Annotated in this window: 14 protein-coding genes; 3 read left to right on the top strand and 11 right to left on the bottom strand. The window is 70.8% G+C overall.

Annotated features, from left to right (window positions below; translation table 11 throughout):
• Positions 1-14: 14 nt before the first annotated feature.
• The 10 genes from ACZ4AA_RS01745 to ACZ4AA_RS01700 form a co-directional block, all read right to left on the bottom strand.
• A complete protein-coding gene (locus ACZ4AA_RS01745) occupies positions 15-2,996 on the bottom strand; it encodes a beta-galactosidase (protein ID WP_467593616.1) in 2,982 nt (993 codons plus the stop codon).
• 207 nt (positions 2,997-3,203) lie between these two features.
• On the bottom strand, positions 3,204-3,992 hold the full coding sequence (locus ACZ4AA_RS01740; protein ID WP_467593614.1) for an intradiol ring-cleavage dioxygenase: 789 nt from the start codon (positions 3,990-3,992) through the stop codon (positions 3,204-3,206).
• A gap of 409 nt (positions 3,993-4,401) precedes the next feature.
• Complete coding sequence (locus tag ACZ4AA_RS01735; protein ID WP_467593611.1) at positions 4,402-6,129, bottom strand: pyridoxal phosphate-dependent aminotransferase; 1,728 nt, start codon at positions 6,127-6,129, stop codon at positions 4,402-4,404.
• Between the two features lie 160 nt (positions 6,130-6,289).
• Positions 6,290-7,432, bottom strand: coding sequence for an aldose epimerase family protein (locus ACZ4AA_RS01730; protein WP_467593609.1), 1,143 nt, complete (start codon positions 7,430-7,432; stop codon positions 6,290-6,292).
• Positions 7,433-7,488: 56 nt separating this feature from the next.
• Positions 7,489-8,733, bottom strand: a complete 1,245-nt coding sequence (mmsB, locus tag ACZ4AA_RS01725; protein WP_467593607.1) for a multiple monosaccharide ABC transporter permease — start codon at positions 8,731-8,733, stop codon at positions 7,489-7,491.
• Positions 8,730-10,280, bottom strand: coding sequence for a multiple monosaccharide ABC transporter ATP-binding protein (gene mmsA / locus ACZ4AA_RS01720; protein ID WP_467593603.1), 1,551 nt, complete (start codon positions 10,278-10,280; stop codon positions 8,730-8,732). The genes mmsB and mmsA overlap by 4 nt, the downstream gene beginning before the upstream one ends.
• 32 nt (positions 10,281-10,312) lie before the next feature.
• Positions 10,313-11,425, bottom strand: coding sequence for a multiple monosaccharide ABC transporter substrate-binding protein (gene chvE, locus ACZ4AA_RS01715; protein WP_467593600.1), 1,113 nt, complete (start codon positions 11,423-11,425; stop codon positions 10,313-10,315).
• Between the two features lie 139 nt (positions 11,426-11,564).
• On the bottom strand, positions 11,565-12,533 hold the full coding sequence (locus ACZ4AA_RS01710; RefSeq protein WP_467593598.1) for a hypothetical protein: 969 nt from the start codon (positions 12,531-12,533) through the stop codon (positions 11,565-11,567).
• 117 nt (positions 12,534-12,650) lie between these two features.
• Complete coding sequence (locus ACZ4AA_RS01705; protein ID WP_467593594.1) at positions 12,651-13,655, bottom strand: zinc-dependent alcohol dehydrogenase; 1,005 nt, start codon at positions 13,653-13,655, stop codon at positions 12,651-12,653.
• Entirely contained in the window at positions 13,652-14,809 is a 1,158-nt protein-coding gene (locus ACZ4AA_RS01700; RefSeq protein ID WP_467593591.1) for a mandelate racemase/muconate lactonizing enzyme family protein, read from the bottom strand. The genes ACZ4AA_RS01705 and ACZ4AA_RS01700 overlap by 4 nt, the downstream gene beginning before the upstream one ends.
• Positions 14,810-15,062: 253 nt before the next feature.
• On the opposite strand from ACZ4AA_RS01700, the gene ACZ4AA_RS01695 reads away from it, so the two are divergent.
• Positions 15,063-15,809 (top strand): SCO2400 family protein, encoded by a 747-nt coding sequence (locus tag ACZ4AA_RS01695; protein ID WP_467593587.1) that lies wholly within the window; start codon positions 15,063-15,065, stop codon positions 15,807-15,809.
• A gap of 230 nt (positions 15,810-16,039) precedes the next feature.
• Here the strand turns inward: ACZ4AA_RS01695 and ACZ4AA_RS01690 are convergent, their stop codons facing one another.
• The gene (locus ACZ4AA_RS01690; RefSeq protein WP_467593584.1) at positions 16,040-16,495 is read right to left on the bottom strand and encodes a MarR family winged helix-turn-helix transcriptional regulator; all 456 of its coding nucleotides are present in this window, start codon (positions 16,493-16,495) and stop codon (positions 16,040-16,042) included.
• Positions 16,496-16,604: 109 nt separating this feature from the next.
• Between ACZ4AA_RS01690 and ACZ4AA_RS01685 the strand changes: the two genes are divergently transcribed.
• Entirely contained in the window at positions 16,605-17,627 is a 1,023-nt protein-coding gene (locus tag ACZ4AA_RS01685; protein ID WP_467593581.1) for an NADP-dependent oxidoreductase, read from the top strand.
• A 205-nt stretch (positions 17,628-17,832) separates the two neighbouring features.
• Positions 17,833-18,666, top strand: coding sequence for an EI24 domain-containing protein (locus ACZ4AA_RS01680; protein WP_467593579.1), 834 nt, complete (start codon positions 17,833-17,835; stop codon positions 18,664-18,666).
• Positions 18,667-18,889: the final 223 nt, after the last annotated feature.

The following is an 18,889-nucleotide window of genomic DNA, read 5'->3' as shown; positions in this document are numbered from 1 at the left end:
ACACCCCGTGCGGCCTACGCACCCGCGGGGCCGGGGGAGGGAACCGGGGCCACCGCTACTCCTCCGGCCGCGCTGCCCAGCAGCGTCAGTTCCACCCGGCCGGGCCCTGCCGGGGTGGTCCCGTCGGACAGCACCGCGAGGGCCAGCGTGTTGTGCCCCCGGGTGCGCAGCACCCCGTTGGGCAGGACGAACGTGTGCTGCGGGCCCACGTCGTTGATGTACTGGCCCATGTTCCAGCCGTTCAGGAAGATCTGGACGCGATAGGCGCGGGCCGGGTCGTCCGTGAGGGTCAGCCCGATCGAGGCGTCCAGCCCGCTGTCCACGGCGAGCCGGAAGCCGGTGCGGTACCAGGTGACCCCCTGGCGCCGCTCGGCGCGCGGGAAGGCGACGGCCCTCCAGCCGCCGTCCGCGAAGCCCGGCAGATGCCAGCCGTGCAACTCCCCGTGCAGACCGCCGGTGTTGAGCGGCCCGCGCACCGGGTCGGGGGTCGCCGCGCCCCGGACGCGCCAGCGGACCGCCGGAGCGGCCCCGGTGAAGGTGGCGGCCGTCAGCCCCCGGGCCGCCTTGTGCGTGTCGTCGGCCCGGCCGTCCTCGTCGTGCTGCATCGGCCGGACCAGGACGGACAGCACGTGCGAGCGTCCCTCCCGCGGCCGGACGGGGAAGGTGGCGGTGGCCGTCCAGGTGCCCTTGCGCACGGTCTTCTCGTCCGGCACCGGCATCCGGTGGGTGCCCAGCGGCTCTCCGTCCAGCCAGGCCATCAACAGCCCCTGGGTACCGGCGACATAGGACAGCGACACGGAGTCCGCGCCGCCCGCGTCCGCGAAGTGCCCCCGGTACCAGACGTCCCCGTAGTGGAAGCCGTAGTCGTCGGCGAACAGCACGGGCTGTCCCTCGGGCACCGCGGTGATGCTGTACGAGGACGTCCTGTCGGTCACGCGCCACGCGGTGTCGTCGTGACCGGGGGCCGACTCGGGGTTCCCCTCGGCCCGGCGCCAGCCGGTCAGCGCGGGCAGCCGCACCCGGCCCGCGCCGGGCAGCCGGCGTTCGGCCCGCAGGCTCCCCGACGACGTGAGGCGGGACGTCAACGCGCTCTGGTTCCAGACGAGTTCGCCGATCCCGCGCGGCCCCCACACCTCCAGGTCCGCCGCCTGTGTGGTGTCGCCGGTGAGATACGCGGTCGTGCCGCGCACGGCGGCGGTGCGCAGCAGCGCCGGGCCGCGGACCAGCACCGGACCCGAGGGGGTGTCGTGGCGCCACAGCAGACGCGAGCTCTCGTCGTCGGCGAACAGCAGCAGGAGGGGAGCCAGGACCCCGCCCCCCTCCACCCGGACCCGGGTGATGCCGCCGAGCACGGCGTCGATCCGCAGGACCCCGTCCGCGTAGGCGTACCCGGCGTCGCCGTCCAGCACGGTGACCTTCGGTTCGCTCGCGGCCTCCAGACAGGTGCGGGTCGATTCGCCCGCACGGCCCGTGAACACGGCGACGTCCTGCCGTCCGGCGGCCAGCCACAGCATCGGCTGGGCGGTGGACCAGCTCAGCTTCCGGCGCCCCAGGGCGATCCCGGAGGCGAGCAGTCGCGCGTCGAGGCCGGGCACCGGCACCTCGGCCCGCGCCCCGCCGAGCGTGACGGTGGCGACGGACTCGGAGGGCGTGTCGTTGCGCAGGACCAGGAAGCGCGCCTTCGTGTCCGGATTGACCAGGTGGTACGCCTTGATGCCGGGGCCCGGCTCCGCGTCGTCGCCGGGGGGAGGGTCGGCGCGGTCGAGCTTGGCCAGGTCGGGCACCGACTGGAGCAGCCGGCCGATCTGCCGCATCGGGACGAGCTTCTCGGTGGGCTGCCGGGCCTCGTCGATGGCGGCGCCGTAGTCGTACGAGGTGTAGACGATCGGCGCGGGCAGCCAGCCCCAGGACGTGCCGCCGAAGGTCATGTAGACGTTGTGGACGGTGATGCCGTTGGCGAGGTTGGTGAGGTAGAAGCGCCGTTCGTAGGCCGCGTCGCGGGTGCGGCGGGACTCGGCGTACCCGAGGCCGTCGAACTCCGCCCCGCCCCAGGGATCGAACCAGCCGCCGCCGAACTCGGGGATGAATCCCGGGGTGTCCGGGCTCGCGGTCGATCCGCCCCGCAGGCCGCCGGGGCCGAAGTGCCCCCAGTCCGGAGGGGTCTTGAAGGGGGAGGGGTAGCCGTCGAAGCCGTACAGGTAACGCCCGCGCTCACCGCCCGTGTCGAAGGTGCCGGGGGCCCAATGGCCGTTCCTGCCCTTGTCGTTGTGGAACAGCGGGACGTCGATGCCGTCGGCGCGCACCTTGGCGTACAGGTGCGCCATGTAGTCACGCCCGGCGGGTTCGGTCACGTGGTTGTCGTACTCGTTCTCCAGTTGGTAGAGGACGATCGTGCCCCCGCCGTCGGTGTAGAGGTGCCGGGACGCGATGCGGTCGACGGCGGTCAGCCACTGGTCGGCGTGCTCCAGATAGGCGGGGTCGGAGGTGCGGGCCACTCCCGGGGCGGCCGTCAGCCAGCCGGGGAAGCCGCCCGCGTCGACCTCGGCGTTGATGTACGGGCCGGGGCGCAGGATGACGTACAGCCCGGTCTCGGCGGCGGTCCGCAGGAACAGGTCGAGGTCGCGGACCCCGGTGAAGTCGTGCTGCCCGGGCGCGGGGGAGTGGTAGTTCCAGGCGACGTAGATGCTGACCGTGTTGTAGCCGTGGGCGCGCATCTTCTGGAGGACGTCCCGCCACAGGGACGGGCTCGGCAGCCGGAAGGGGTGGAACTCGCCGGACCAGATCACCAGGCGTCTGCCGTCGACGATCATCGAGTAGCGGTCGAAGCCGACGGTGTGCCCGCGGCCGTCGGCGGCGGGCGGTGCGGGCGCGGGTCCGGTGGGTGCGAGGACCGTCCTTCCGGCCGCGCAGGCCACGTCGCTCCCGCTGCCGCTCAGCGAGAGGCCGAGTGCGGTGGTACCGGCGAGTGCGCTGAAGGTACGTCTGCTCAACACCATGCGGGTTCTCCCGGGGGGACGGCGACGGGTGCTCCCCCCTCGTTCGGTCCGAGCCCGAGAACCGGGGGGAGGGCCATTCTCCACAGGAGCGGGTCGTTCGATGGCCGTACGACGGTCCCGGCGCGGGGGATTACGCGGTATGGGCGCGGCCGGGGCCGGCCCGCGGTTCGCGGACCGGCCCCGGCCTCCGTGGGGGGAAGGCCCGGGTCAGCTCGTCCCGACGCCGAGCGTGAGGGTGCCGGTGTAGCCGGCGGAGGCGGTGCTGCCCAGGGCCGTCAGGGTCAGCAGGCCCGAGGAGGCGCCTCCGCCGTCGTAGACCGAGTCCTGGGTGAGGGTGGTGCGGGTGACCTTGTTGGTGGAGTACGGGGTCACCTTGGCCATCGCCGTGGTGATCGTCTCGCTGAAGAAGAGCTGGCCGGTGTGGAGTTCCCGGCCGCCGGTGAAGGAGCCGTCGGAAGTGAGGGTGACGCCGGTGTGCACCTTGACGTGGATGTGCACACAACGGCCCCGGTACCAGCCGGGGTAGACGGTGGTGAGTGCCGCGACGCCGGAGGCGTTCGTCAGCACGCCGCCGCGCAGGAAGGTGCCGTCGTCGGGCTCGCTGTGGCCGTTGTTGCCGACGTACCCGGAGTACTCGCCGAGCGCGTCGCAGTGCCAGATCTCCACGAGGGCGTCGCCGAGCGGCGCGCAGGCGGAGTCGACGACGGTGAGGGCCAGCTTGAGGGGTGCGCCCGCCTTGCCCTCGGTGACGTCGGAGCGGACGAGCTGTCCGTCGAGGTAGTAGGGGCCTTCGGTCATCTCCTTGGTCAGGACGCAGACGGCCGCCGCGACGGGAGCGGCGTCGGCCGGGTCGGCGGCGGATGAGGGGGAGGGAGAGGGGGCGACGGGTGCCGCGGCGGCCACGGCCAGGGCCGCGGCCGAGGCGCCCGTGGCGATCAGTACGGCCCGGCGCCCGACGGGTGCCTCTGACATCGCGTTCGTGGGGGTGTCTGTCATGGACACGGCACCGTAGAAGCGGTTGCTGTCGGCCGGCTGTCAGTTCCGCAAAGCGGCAGCCCGTCAAGTGTCTTGCCGGACACGCTGCCCGGCACCCCGCCGCGGCCGGGCGCCCCGCGGGGCGGGGCGGGCGGGCGGAGCGGGCGGGCGTCGGTCGTGGGCGGGTCCCCGCGGCCGGCCTGTGGGGAGGCCGGTTCCGCGGGGGTCCCGCCCGGCCTGTGGGGAGGCCGGCCGCGCGGGGTGGGCGCGCGGCGGTCGGGTGGCCCAGGGCCTGTCCGGCTATTCCGGTCCGCCCGGCGGGCGATGACGCGAACTGCCGGACAGGCCCTGGGCCGTGTCCGCAAAGTCGCGTCGTCCGCCCGGAAGGCGGGCCGGAATCGCCGGACGGACGAGACGTTGCGGACGCGGCCTAACCGGCCTGGTTGTACAGGAGGGCGCCGACGGCTCCCCAGCCGCTGTTCGCCGGCTCGGGCGGAGGCGGTTCGGGCTGTGTCCTGCCGCGGACCTGGGCCGCCGTCAGGCCGCCCTGCGCGCCCATGGAACCCGCGCCCGCCATGCCGGGCACACCGGTCTGGGCGGCGGCCGGCCGGAGACCGGGCGGCGGCTGGGGCGGCGCCTGCATGGCCACGGGCGGCATCTGGGCGGGCATCGCACCGGGGCTCTGCGCCGCGGCCGGCCAGCTGGAGGGCTGCGGGGTGGGGTAGGCCTGGGCCGCCACGGGCTGCTGCGCGGCGGGATAGACCGGGGCCGGGACGGGCTGCTGGACCGGGTAGGGCGAGGCCGCGGCGGGACGCGGCTGCGGGACGGAGGGCAGGCTGGGCTGCGGAGCGGCGGCGGCCACCGGCTGCGGCGCCGGGGCGGCGAGCGGCTGGGGCATCTGCGCGGGCTGTCCGGGCCAGGCGTTCGCCTGCGCGGCCAGCCCCTGCATGCCCGCTCCGTTGGTCGAGCCGACGAGGCGGTCCACCATGGCCGTACCCGAGCCGTAGCCGGTCCCGTTGCTCAGCTCGGGTACGGCGGTCTCCTTCCTGGACCCGAACAGCACCTGCTCCAGGCCGGCCACCAGACGGCGTACGTCCGTCTGCGGACGGACCACGAGTCTCAGGAAGCGGCTGGAGGAGCCGACCTTGTTGCCGCACTCGCGGACCAGGATGCGGTGCTCGGTGAGCAGCCGGTCCCGGACCACCGTGCCCTCGGCGCCGACGGGAAGGCGGACGAACAGGAAGTTGCCCTGCGAGGGGTAGATCGTCAGACCGGGCAGCGCGGAGAGCTGGCGGGCCATGTCGAGCCGGTCCCGGCGGACCATGTGCAGGCTCTCCATGTACTCCTTGCCGTGGTTCTTCAGCATGAACACCACGGTCTCCGCGAAGGAGTTGAGGTTCCACTTCGGCAGCATCGAGCGGACCTTGCCCGCAAGACTGGGGTTGGCGACCATGTAGCCGAAGCGGATGCCGTGCAGGCCGAAGTTCTTGCCGAGGCTGCGCAGCACGATGACATTGGGTCTCATCACCGCGTCCTCGACCACGCTGGGCTCCGACTCGGAGTCGGCGAACTCCAGGAACGACTCGTCGATGACGATCAGGTCCAGGTCGGCCATCGCGTCCATGAACTGGATGACCGACTGGCGCGGCAGGAAGCCGCCGTCGGGGTTGTTCGGGTTGCAGATGACGGCGACCTTGGTGCCGCGCTGGCGGATGAACTTGGCGTACGCGGCGAGGTCGAGCGCGAAGCCGGTGGACTCCTGGAGCGGGAACATGTCGACCCGCTTGCCGGTCTCCATCGGCTGGTCGGTCCAGCGGCCGAACGTGGGGACGGGGATCGCGAGGGACTCCCGGACCAGCAGATGGTCGATCCAGGTGATGAGTTCGGTCGAGCCGTTGCCCATCGCGACGCACTGCGGCGGGAGTTGGAGCAGCGAGCACAGCTCGCTGGTGATCGTGTCGGCACTGCTCGGGTAGTAGGTGATGATCTCGCGGAGCCTGCCCGCGAGTTCGTCGAACATCGCGGGGGTGGGGAAGTAGGGATTGCAGGGGATGCAGAAGTCCACCGGGCCGGCTCCGTCGCCCTCCCGCGTCAGTGCGGCCATCGACGGGCTGTGCGCCGCGGTGCCGCGAAAGAGCGAGGTGACATTGCCGGCCATGGAACCTCCGTATAGGGCGAGCCCGTTGGGGAGGACGGGCCCCCGTTTCTGGGTGGCCCGCGCGGGGGAGCACGGGCCGCCCTCTCATACGGATACGGATGGGGCGCTGTTCAATCGTCGTGATGCCGTGCGGATCGTGTGAACCGGCTGTGAGGTACGGTCACGCGCCGAACGAGTGGACCGTGCTGGTCCGGTAGGTCTGCCCCGGCCGCAGCACCGTCGAGGGGAACGACGGGTGGTTCGGGGAGTCCGGGAAGTGCTGGGTCTCCAGGCACAGGGCGTCGCCCTGGCGGTAGATGTGACCGCCGGTGCCGACCAGGGTGCCGTCCAGGAAGTTGCCCGAGTAGAACTGGAGGCCGGGCTCGTTCGACGCGATCGTCAGGGTCCGGCCGGACGACGGGTCGCGGAGCGTCGCGACATGCTCGGGCTTCGCCGTGATCCCCTTGTCGAGGACCCAGTTGTGGTCGATGCCCTTGCCGTACAGGAGCTGCTGGTGGGCGACCCGGATGTCCCGGCCGACCGTCTTGGTCCGGCGGAAGTCGAAGGGGGTGCCGGCGACCTTCGCGAGTTCCCCGGTGGGGATCAGGCCCGAGTCGACGGGGGTGTAGCGGGAGGCCGCGATCGCGAGTTCGTGGTCGTAGACCGAGCCGCTGCCCTCACCGGCGAGGTTCCAGTACACATGGCTGGTGAGGTTGACGACGGTGGCTCTGTCGGTGGTGGCCTCGTAGTCGATGCGCCAGTCGCCGTGCCGGGTCAGGGTGTAGGTGACCTTGGCCCTGAGGGTGCCGGGGTAGCCCATCTCGCCGTCGACGCCGGTGTAGTGCAGGACGAGTCCGACGTCGGAGCCCGAGGTGAAGCCCTCGACGTCCCAGACGCGCTTGTCGAAGCCCTTGGCGCCCCCGTGCAGGCTGTTGACGCCGTCGTTGACGGAGAGCTGGTAGGCCGTGCCGTCGAGGGTGAACCGCCCCTTGCCGATGCGGTTTCCGTACCGGCCGATCAGGGCGCCGAAGTAGGGGCTGGAGGCGACGTAGGAGTCGAGGTCGCCGAAGCCCAGGGCGACGTTGCGGTGCCTGCCGTGCCGGTCGGGGATCTCCAGGGACTGGACGATTCCGCCGTACGACAGGACCTTGAGCCGTGTCCCGCCGTTCTCCAGCGACCACCGGTGGACCTTCGTCCCGTCGGCGAGCTTGCCGAACAGTTCCCTCGCGGGCTTCTTTCCGCCCGCCGCGTGCGCCGTGCCGATGGTGGCCGCGGTTAATCCCGCTGCCGCCGCTGCGATGACCGTACGTCTGCTCGTTTCCATTTTGCGGCTCCTGCCCAATGGAGGGGGCCCCGCCGTTCGACGGGGCCCCGGCCGACTTACGAACCGACCTTGCGCTTGTTCCACACGTCGAAGCCGACCGCGGCCAGCAGGGCCAGGCCCTTGATGACCTGTTGCCAGTCGGTGCCGACACTGAGGAGGTTCATACCGTTGTTCAGCACACCGAGGACCAGACCGCCGATGATCGCGCCGAGGACGGTACCGACACCGCCGCTCATGGACGCGCCACCGATGAACGACGAGGCGATGGCTTCCAGCTCGAAGCTCAGGCCGGCCTTCGGAGAGGCCGCGTTCAGGCGGGCGGCTACCACCAGACCCGCCAGGGCCGCGAGCATGCCCATGTTCAGGAAGACATAGAAGGTGACCTTCTTGTCCTTGACGCCGGACAGCTTCGCCGCCGGGAGGTTGCCGCCGATCGCGTAGATGTGGCGGCCGAAGACGGCGTTGCGCATCATGTAGCCGTAGCCGACGACCAGCGCGCCGAGGATCAGCAGCACGATCGGCGCGCCCTTGTAGCTGGCGAGCATCATCGTGACGGTGAGCACCGCGGCGACCAGCGCCACCAGCTTGAGCAGGAACAGCTTGGCCGGCAGCACGTCCAGCGAGAACTCCTGCTGGCGCTTGCGGTCACGGACCTCCTGGAGCACCACGAAGACGATCACGGCCAGGCCCAGCAGCAGCGTGATGTTGTGGTAGTTGGTGGTCGGGCCGACTTCCGGCAGGAAGCCGTTGCCCATCTTCTGGAGCCCGCCCGGGAACGGCCCGAGCGTCTGCCCCTTGAGCAGGATCTCGGTCAGACCGCGGAAGATCAGCATGCCGGCGAGGGTGACGATGAAGGACGGTATGCCGAGATAGGCGATCAGGAATCCCTGGACCGAGCCCGCCACGGCGCCCACCACCAGGCTCAGCACCAGGGCGAGGGGCCACGACACACCGTGCTGCACCGTCAGCACGGCCGCGAACGCGCCCACGAACGCCGTCAGCGAACCGACCGACAGGTCGATGTGGCCCGCGATGATCACCAGCATCATGCCGATCGCGAGGATCAGGATGTAGCTGTTCTGGAGGACCAGGTTGGAGATGTTGTGCGGCAGCAGCAGGCTTCCGTCGGTCCAGACCGCGAAGAGGGCCACGATCAGGCCGAGGGCGATCAGCATGCCGTACTGGCGCATGTTGCTGCGCATGCCGTCGAGCATCAGCCGTACCAGGTTCTCCCCGGTGTCGCCGCTGCCGCCCTTGCCGGGCGGTGCCTCGGCCGGGGTGTTGGTCACATCGGTGCTCATCGCGTTACCTCTTTGTCCTTCGTCATCTGACGCATCAGCACTTCCTGCGTGGCCTCGGCCCGTGAGAACTCACCGGTCAGCCGCCCGGCGGCCATGGTGTAGATGCGGTCGCACATGCCGAGCAGTTCGGGCAGCTCGGAGGAGATGAAGACGATCGCCTTGCCCTCGGCCGCCAGCTTGTCGATGACCGTGTAGATCTCGAACTTGGCTCCCACGTCGATGCCGCGGGTCGGCTCGTCCAGGATCAGCACGTCCGGACCCGCGAAGATCCACTTGCTGAGGACGACCTTCTGCTGGTTGCCGCCGGAGAGCTTGCCCACCGGCTCGAAGACGGTCGGCGCCTTGATGTTCATCGACGTGCGGTAGCGCTCGGCGACCTGGCGCTCCTCGTGCTCGTCGACGATCCCGCGCCTGGCCACCTTGCCGAGAGCGGACAACGAGATGTTGCGGTTGATCGTGTCGATGAGGTTGAGGCCGTAGTGCTTGCGGTCCTCGGTGACGTACGCGATGCCGTGGCCGACCGCCTCCGCGACGGTCCTGGTACGGATCTCCTCGCCGTCCTTGAGGACCGTCCCGCCCGCGTAGCGGCCGTACGACCGCCCGAAGACGCTCATCGCGAGCTCGGTGCGGCCGGCGCCCATGAGGCCCGCGATCCCGACGATCTCCCCGCGCCGCACCTGTAGTGACACGTCGTCGGCCACCTTGCGCTGCTGGTCGATCGGGTGGTGCACGGTCCAGTCGCGGATCTCCAGCGCCGGGGCGGCGCCCTCCTCGGCGTGGTGCGGGGTGCGCTCGGGGAAGCGGTGGTCGAGGTCCCGGCCGACCATTCCGCTGATGATCCGGTCCTCGGTCGTCTCCGCCGCCTTCACATCGAGCGTCTCGATGGTCCGGCCGTCCCGCAGGATCGTCACCGAGTCGGCGACCTTGCGGATCTCGTTGAGCTTGTGGGAGATGATGATCGAGGTGATGCCCTGCTTCTTCAGCTCCAGGATCAGGTCCAGGAGCTTGTCGCTGTCCTCGTCGTTGAGCGCCGCGGTCGGCTCGTCGAGGATGAGCAGCTTCACCTTCTTCGAGAGCGCCTTGGCGATCTCCACGAGCTGCTGCTTGCCCACGCCGATGTCGGCGACGCGGGTCTCGGGGTGATCGCTCAGTCCGACCCGGCGCAGCAGCTCGGTGGCGTGCCGCAGGGTCGTGTTCCAGTTGATGAAGCCGCGCTTGGCGTGCTCGTTGCCGAGGAAGATGTTCTCCGCGAGGGAGAGGTAGGGCGACAGCGCCAGTTCCTGGTGGATGATGACGATGCCGTGGTGCTCGCTCGCCCGGATGTCCTTGAAGCCGCAGACCTCTCCCTCGAAGAGGATCTCGCCCTCGTAACTCCCGTGCGGGTGGACGCCGGAGAGGACCTTCATCAAGGTCGACTTGCCGGCGCCGTTCTCACCGCAGATGGCGTGGACCTCGCCCTGCTGGACAGTCAGAGTGACGTCCGACAGCGCCTTGACGCCGGGAAAGGTCTTGACGATCGAGCGCATTTCCAGGACGGGTCCCGCCATGGTCGTGCCTTCCAATCCGTGAGGTTCGACGGTTACTTGAGCTGGTCGGCCGTGTAGTAGCCGCCGTCGACCAGGACCGACTGGTAGTTGGACTTGTCGACGCTCACCGGCTGGAGGAGGTAGGCGGGGACGACCTTCGCGCCGTTGTCGTACGTCGTGGTGTCGTTGGTCTGCGGCTTCTTGCCCTTGAGGGCGTCGTCGACCATGGTCGAGGCGATCTTGGCCAGCTGGCGGGTGTCCTTGTAGACGGTCTGCGTCTGGTCGCCCGCGATGATCGACTTCACCGACGCCAGCTCGGCGTCCTGACCCGTGAGGACCGGCAGCGGCTTGCTCTTGGAGCCGTAGTCGTCCGACTTCAGCGCCGACAGGATGCCGATGGAGATGCCGTCGTACGGCGAGAGGACCGCGTCGACCTTCTTGCTGGCGTACGACTTGGTGAGGATGTCGTCCATGCGCTTCTGGGCGGTGGCGCCGTCCCAGCGCAGGGTGGTGACCTGGTTGAGCGCGGTCTGGCCGGACTGGACGACGAGCTGCTTCTTGTCGATGTAGGGCTGGAGCACCTTCATCGCGCCGCCGAAGAAGTACTTCGTGTTGTTGTCGTCGTTCGAGCCGGCGAAGAGCTCGATGTTGAACGGGCCCTTCTTGGAGCCGTCCGCGAGACCGAGCTTCTGGAGGATGTAGTTGCCCTGGAGCTCGCCGACCTTCGAGTTGTCGAAGGACGCGTAGTAGTCGACGTTCTTCGAGCCGAGGATCAGACGGTCGTAGGCGATGACCGGGATGTGGGCGTCCGCGGCCTCCTGGAGAACGTTGTCCAGCGACTTGTTGTCGATGGCCGCGACGATCAGCGCCTTGACGTTCTGCGTGATCAGGTTCTCGATCTGGGAGACCTGCTGCTGGGGGTCGTCCTCGCCGTAGACCAGCTTGGTCTTGTAGCCCTTGGACTCCAGGTTCTTGACGACGTTGTTGCCGTCGGCGATCCAGCGCTCGGACGACTTGGTCGGCATCGCGATGCCGATCGTCCCGCCCTTGCTGCTTCCCGCCTTCTCCTTGCTGCCGCCTTCGCCGCTCTGGCCGCAGGCGCTGAGGGCGAGGGCGAGGGAGGCGGCTCCGGCTATGGCGGTGAGGGCGGCTCTGCGGTTACGCATGATCATCATCCTTGATGTCTTGGACCGGGCTGAGTCTCACGGAGCGGGGACGTTCCGGGAGTGTTACAGGTGAGGCCGAGAAGGTGTGTTGGATTGTGCGCGACTGTGTCTACTTCTGTGAAGGGGGTTTGTGCGAACGTTATGAGGGAGTGTCGAATCGCGAGAGGGTGCCGGGCAGACGGGAGCCGAGGGGTGCCATGTCGTGGCCCGCGCCGTGCCGTGCCAGCAGGTCGAGGGCCAGCCGGCCGCGCCGCACCCGCTCCCGGGCCGTGCTCAGGGTCAGGTCCCGCAGATGGTGTCCGTACGGATAGATCCCCGGGGTCTTGGACAGCCCGAACTTCAGGTACAGCGGCGCGCCGCGCCGGATCAGCTCGGCGACCTCGTACATCCGGATGTACCCGCCGAGATCGTCGGGGGCCTCGATGTACATGTCCATGGGAGCGGCGGAGACCCGCCGGATCTCTGTGAGGTGATCGAGCGTCAGATCGCTGGGCACGTTCAGCGAGTCGGCGCCGAGCCTCTCGTACACGGCGTACGAGGCCGGGTTGACCGGACCGATCAGCGCCGAGACCTTGAGCGTCGTGTCGGCCGGCAGGATCCCGGCGGCCCGCGCCCGGTGCAGCGTCCACAGCACGCCCTCGTCGGCGACGAGCAGGCACATGACGCCCAGCTCCGTCGCCCGTACGGCGTCCTCGACACAGCCGGCCACCGCGTCGTGGCCGCGGGCGCGCAGCCCGCCGCCGCGCGAGTCGGTGCGCGCCGAGGCGCCGATGTCCCAGATGCCGCGCGGGCCGGTGAACAGGCAGAGCTCGATGTCGCGTTCACCGGTGGCCTCGACCATCTCGGTGATCTCGGCGTCGGTCAGCATCCAGACACCGCTGCCCTGGCTGATCCGGTGGATCGGCACATCGAGCCGCGAGGCCTCCTTGAGGACCACCGCGAGCGCTTCGGGCCCCTCGACGGAGGGAACCTCGGTGCGCCAGCGACCGCCTCCGGGGAAGGTGTGCGGCGAGGCGTCGGCGGGGGAGAGGGCGGGCGCGGCCAGGCCGAGCGCGGCCAGGGCCGGCTCGCCGGGTCGACGGGGCGCCGTGAGAGAGGCGTCGGTCACAAGCTGTCCTTCATCGTTCGATATTTCGGTCATGGTTCGCGACCTTGGGTGCGCCGGGTCCGGTGCACGCCGGTACGGGGCCGTCAGGAACCCCGTACCGGCGTACGGCTGGGGTGGTCACGGCTTCAGCAGGACCTTGCCGACCTCGGGATCGCCGGAACCCACCAGTTCGATGGCCTCCGGGAACGCGGCGAGCGGCAGTTCGTGGGTCACCAGCGGGGACGGGGTCAGCAGACCCGCGCCGAAGACCCGCACGGTGTGCGCCCAGGCCTCGGGCGGTGCCCCGAACACGGTGTGCACCTCCAGCTGCCGTACGACGAGATCCGTCGGGTCGAGACCCTCGGCACCCGGCGCCGGGATCCCCGTGAGGACCAGGCGCCCGCCGCGCCGCAGCAGGGAGGCGGCGGTGCGCGCGGCGGACGCGGACCCGGCGGTCTCGATGACGACGTCGAAGTCGTCGGGGAGCTCCTGGTCCCTGGTGCGGAAGTCCGTGGCACCGAACTCCCGTGACAGCGCGGCCCGGTCGGGGCGGGTGCCCACCACGAGCAGCTCGGCCGGGGAGCCCGCCCTCAGGAACTGCACGGCGAACATCCCGAGCGTCCCGGTGCCCACCACCGCCACCCGTTCACCGGGCCGCGCGTTCGCCTTGAGCGCGGCGGCCGCGATGCAGGCGGCCGGCTCCAGCAGGGCGGCGGCGCTCAGATCGGAGGCGTCGGGCAGGACGTGCAGCAGCCTGGCCGGCAGCGTCAGCGTGCTCGCCATCGCCCCCGCGACGGTGAAACCCGTCTCCTCGTACCCGGCCGTGCACAACGTCGTCTCGCCCGCGTGGCAGCGGTCGCAGACCTGGCAGTTGCGGAAGCCCTCACCGACGACCTTGCGGCCGACGAGCGCCGCCGGGACACCGGCGCCGACCTCCTCGACGGTCCCGGACCACTCGTGCCCCGGGATCAGGGGGTAACGGACGTACCCCTCGGGCCGGTTGCCCTGGTAGACCTCGCGGTCGCTGCCGCAGATGCCGACCGCGTGCACCCGCACGAGCGCCTCGCCCGCCGCGGGCCGGACCGGCTCGTGCGGGATCAGCCGGTGCTCGCCCGGACCCTCGACGAGGACCGCGGTGCTCACCGCGCCCCCTTCGGCCTGCGCTGCTCCCAGCCGTCGGCCCACAGGTCGAACCGGGCCTGCTGCTGCGGGAACTCGGCCGCCGCGTCGACGTCCAGCTCGACGCCGAGTCCCGGCTCGTGGGACAGCTCGAAGTAGCCGTCCACGACCTGCGGGGCACCCTTGACGACCTTCTTGATCTCCGCGTCGGCGAAGTCGTTGAAGTGCTCCAGGATCTTGAAGTTCGGCGAGGTGAAGCCGACCTGGAGGGAGGCGGCGGTCAGGACCGGACCGCCGACGTTGTGCGGGGCGACCAGCATGTAGTGGGTCTCGGCGGTCGCGGCCAGCTTGCGGGTCTCCCAGATGCCGCCGATGTGGCCGACGTCGGGCTGGATGATGTCGACCGCCTGGCTCTCGAAGAGCTCGCGGAACTCGATGCGGTCGTGGATGCGTTCCCCCGTGGCCAGGGGCATGTCGACCTTGGCGGCCACCTTCTCCAGCGCCTTGAGGTTCTCCGGCGGCACCGGCTCCTCCAGCCACGCGGGCTTGAAGGGGGCGAGCTCGTGGGCGAGCCGGACGGCGGTGGACGGCGAGAAGCGGCCGTGCATCTCCAGCATCAGCTCGGTCTCGGGCCCGATCGCGTCGCGCACCGCCTCGATGAGCGACACCGAGTACAGCGTGGCCTCGTGGTCGAGCTCGAAGTGCCCGGTGCCGAAGGGGTCGATCTTGAGGGCCCGGTAGCCGCGCGCGACGACCTCCTGAGCCGCCTTGTGGTAGGCCTCCGGGGTGCGCTCGGTGGTGTACCAGCCGTTGGCGTAGGCCTTGACCCTGTCGGTGACCTTGCCGCCGAGCAGCTGCCAGACCGGCACCCCGAGCGCCTTGCCCTTGATGTCCCAGCAGGCCATCTCGATGACCGCGATGCCGGACATCACGATCTCGCCGGCCCGCCCGTAGTCGCCGTACTTCATCCGGCGGACCAGGTCCTCGACCGCGAACGGGTCGGAGCCGAGAATATGGTTGGCCTGCGCCTCGTGCAGATAGCCGATCAGCGCGTCGGTGTGGCCCAGCATGCGGGTCTCGCCGACCCCGGTGACGCCCTCGTCGGTGTGCACCTGGACGTAGGTCAGGTTCCGCCAGGGTGTCCCGACCACGTGTGTGGTGATTCCCGTGATGCGCACGGCAGATGCCCCCTGTGCTTTCAGCTCTGTTCGAAATTTCGTCACATGTTCGAAATGTTGGCGTGACAGTAAGGACGCCGCCCGGGGGGTGTCAATGGGTCGCGCGCATAACGGTTTCGACGCGATGGGCGCAGGATGGCGGGGAATGGTCGGGGTTACCCGGACCCAACGGACCGGAATAATCAATTCCGCACAACATCTTCACAACTGCGCCTAGGAACGTTACCGGCGGTGACCCTAGTCTTCCCGCGTCATGGACTACTGCCACGTGTGCCGCAGGCACCTCAACGGCGCGCTCGCCTGTCCCGGGTGCGGCACCCCGGTCGACGAACTCGGAGCGGACGCCGAGGGGACCGGTGCGCGCCCGGGGGCCGGCGCCGACCCGCGCCACGCCGAGGACGGCGACGTCGAGTGGCGCTCCCGGCGCGCCGCGCGCCGACGTGGGGCCGGTGTCCCGGACGACGGGGCGGGACAGGACGACCCTGGGGGCCGGAAGGCGCCGGCCGGAGTCAGCCGCCGTGACCGCAAGGCCGCGGCGCACCGCCGCAAGCGCCGCCGCACCCTGTACATAGCCGTGGGCTTCGTCCTCGCGGCCGGCGGTCTGAGTCTTGCCGAACTCGGCGTCGACGCGCCCGGCCTCGGCCCGAGTCCGGCGGCGGCCGAATCACCCGACGGCTCGGCCTCGCCCGCGGCGTCCGCGCTCCCGAAGAGCTCCGCCTCCCGCTCCCCGTCGGCCGGCCGCACGCCCGGTTCAACGGCCTCCGGATCCGCCTCCGCCTCCCGCTCCGTATCTCCGGCGGCGACGAACGGGACGGTCGCCGGGGCCGACGGATCGGCGAGCGCCGGCCCGCTCCCCGGCCGGTCCGCCTCGGCCCCGGCGACCGTCACCTCGGCACCCCGGACGACGGCCCCCGCCACCACGTCCCCGGCCCCGTCGGCCCCCGCCCCGGCACCTTCGACCTCGTCCGGCTGCAATCGCTTCCTGTGGTGGTGTACCTAGGCCTGTCGCCCGCCGGGAGGTGACCCCGTTCCGGGAGGTCCCCGGCGATTCCGCCCGCCCCCCGGCGCCGACGGAGGCGCCGCCTGGCCGGCGTGCCGGTCCCGCCGCCGTGAACGGTTCCGGTTTCCGTGGCGCACGGTGTTCCGGTTCCCGTGACGCGGGGTGTTCCGCACCCGCCGCGTCATGGTGCTGCGAGCGGGCGCCGTCCGTTCGCGAGACGCCCCGCGCGCTCAGGCGCTCCCGGTGCCCGGGGTCTCGCCCAGCATGCGGCGCAGCAGGTCGCGCAGGGCCAGCCGCTCCTCGTCCGAGAGCTCCGCCAGGGGTTCGCGGGCGAAGTCGAGCGAGTCGCGCAGCCCCCCGGCGATGCTGAGGCCCTCGGTGGTGGCCGCCGCCAGTTTCACCCGCCGGTCCGCCGGGTCGGGGCGGCGCTCCACCAGACCCCTGGTCTCCAGCCGGTCCACGATCCCCGTGACGTTCGACGGCTCGCACCTCAGCTTCTGGGCCAGTCGGCGCATCGGCAGCGGCTCCAGCGAGAGCAGGCTCAGCAGCCGCGCCTGCGCGCCGGTGAGGGCGTGTTCGGCGGCCGCGTCCTCGTACTCGTCGTGGTAGCGGGCCACGACCGTGCCGATCAACTCGACGACCTCCATGGTCAAGGGGTCGATCCGTGGTCTCTTGTGGGTGGCCATGCCGACGAGTCTACCGGGTTACTTGACATCATGAAATATTCAGGCGCATGGTTGTTTGAGGTACTGAAGTATTTGACCGCCCGCCCGTCACCGTGAAAGGCGCACCCTCATGTCCGAGACCCCCCAGCTCCCCTCCACCGGCCGTGAATGGCATCTGGCCAGCCGCCCGGTCGGCTCGCCCCAGCCCTCCGACTTCGCCCTGGTCGAGGCCGAGGTCCGGCAGCCGGGTCCGGGCGAGGTCCTGGTACGGAACGCGTACGTCTCCGTCGACCCGTACATGCGCGGCCGGATGAGCGCCGCCAAGTCCTACGTCGCCCCCTTCGAGCTCGGCGAGACCATGCAGGGCGGCGCGGTCGGCGAGGTCATCGCCTCCGACGCCGAGGGCATCGAGGTCGGCGACCACGTGCTGCACTTCCTCGGCTGGCGCGAGTACGCCGTCGTGGACGCCAAGCAGGCCGTCAAGGTGGACCCCGAGGCCGCGCCGCTGTCGACGTACCTCGGCGTCCTCGGCATGACCGGCCTCACCGCGTACGCCGGGCTCCTGCGCACCGCCTCCTTCAAGGAGGGCGACTCCGTCTTCGTGTCCGGGGCCGCCGGCGCCGTCGGCAGCCAGGTGGGCCAGATCGCCCGGCTCAAGGGAGCCTCGCGCGTCATCGGCTCCGCCGGGTCCGACGAGAAGGTCAAACTGCTGGTCGAGGAGTACGGCTTCGACGCGGCCTTCAACTACAAGAACGGCCCGGTCTCCCAGCAGCTGCGCGAGGCCGCGCCCGACGGCGTGGACGTCTACTTCGACAACGTGGGCGGTGACCACCTGGAGGCGGCCATCGGCTCCCTGAACCGGGACGGCCGCATCGCGATCTGCGGCATGATCTCCGTCTACAACCGCACCGAGCCCGCCCCCGGCCCGAGGAACCTGGCCCGGCTGATCCAGACGCGCGGCCGCATCCAGGGCCTGCTCGTCGGCGACCACTACGACCTCCAGCCGGAGTTCGTCCAGGAGGTCGGTGCCTGGATCCGCTCCGGTGAGCTGAAGTACGCCGAGACGGTCGTCGAGGGCATCGAGAACAACCTGGAGGCGTTCCTCGGCGTCCTGCGCGGCGACAACATCGGAAAGATGATCGTCAAGCTCTGACCCCCGGCGACGCGGCGCCGACGCCCGCCCGGCGGCGCCTTGCGCCCGCACCAGACCGAGGCCGTCTCCCCGACACCGGGGAGGCGGTCTTCGTGCGCATCCCGCGGTCGGGGCCAGACGGCCTCCGCCCGTGTCCCCGGCCCGGGGGAGGCGCCCTCCGTCTCCTGTCTCGTGGTCCGCCACGGCACCCCGATAGGGTCTCCCCATGCGCGATCTTGGGGTGGGTTTCGGCTATCTGCTGCGCGGCCAGCGGTGGGTGGTCCGGCACGGGAAGAGTTTCGGGTTCGGACTGCTGCCGGGGCTCATCACGCTCGTGCTCTACGCGGCGGCGCTCGTCGCCCTCGGCGTGTACGGAGAGGGCTTCGTCACCTGGGCGACGCCGTTCGCGGACGGCTGGTCCAGCCCCTGGGCCGGCCTCTTCCGCGGCTTCCTCACCGCCGTCCTCTTCGCGCTCGCGCTCCTGCTCGCCGTCCTCACCTTCACCGCGGTCACCCTGCTCATAGGCCAGCCCTTCTACGAGAGCCTCTCGGAGAAGGTCGACCGCGACGTCTCGCCCGACGGCACGGCCCCCGAGTCGGGGCGGCCGCTCTGGCACGAGCTGTGGATCTCCGCACGCGACAGCCTCCGTGTCCTCGTGCGGGCCCTCCTCTGGGGGGTGCTCCTCTTCGCGCTCGGCTTCGTTCCCTTCGTCGGCCAGACCGTCGTCCCGGTGCTCGGCTTCCTCGTCACGGGCTTCTTCCTCGCCGAGGAACTCGTCGCCGTCGCCCTCCAGCGCCGCGATGTCGACCTCCGCGAGCGCCTCGCGCTGCTCCGCTCCCGCAAGAGCCTGGTCTGGGGCTTCGGCACCCCGCTGGGCCTGGCCTTCCTCGTTCCGTTCGTCGCCGTGTTCCTGATGCCGGGGGCCGTCGCGGGCGCCACGCTGATGGCCCGCGACCTGCTCGGCGAGGAGATCCGCGAGGGCGAGACGGACGAGGCCACCGAGGCCGCCCCGGAGACGGACTCCGACGGGGCGCCCGAGGAGCGGAGCACCACCTCCTGACCGGCGTTCCGCAACCCTCGGGCCGGGCGAATCCGGCGCCGTACGGCGGGAGTTCCGCACGGGCGTCGCGCCGGCCGGCTTGACCTCCGGAGCCGCCCGAACGCGGCCGTCCACCGCCTCCGCGTCCGGCACGTCACCGGTACCGAGCCTGTCCGTCACGGCCACGGGCGGGGCCCGCCGGAGGCACGATGTGGGGAGAGCGACGGCTTTCGACGAGGAGGTG

Source organism: Streptomyces sp. NPDC024698 (assembly GCF_055559015.1).
This window is presented reverse-complemented; position numbering and strand designations above follow the sequence as displayed.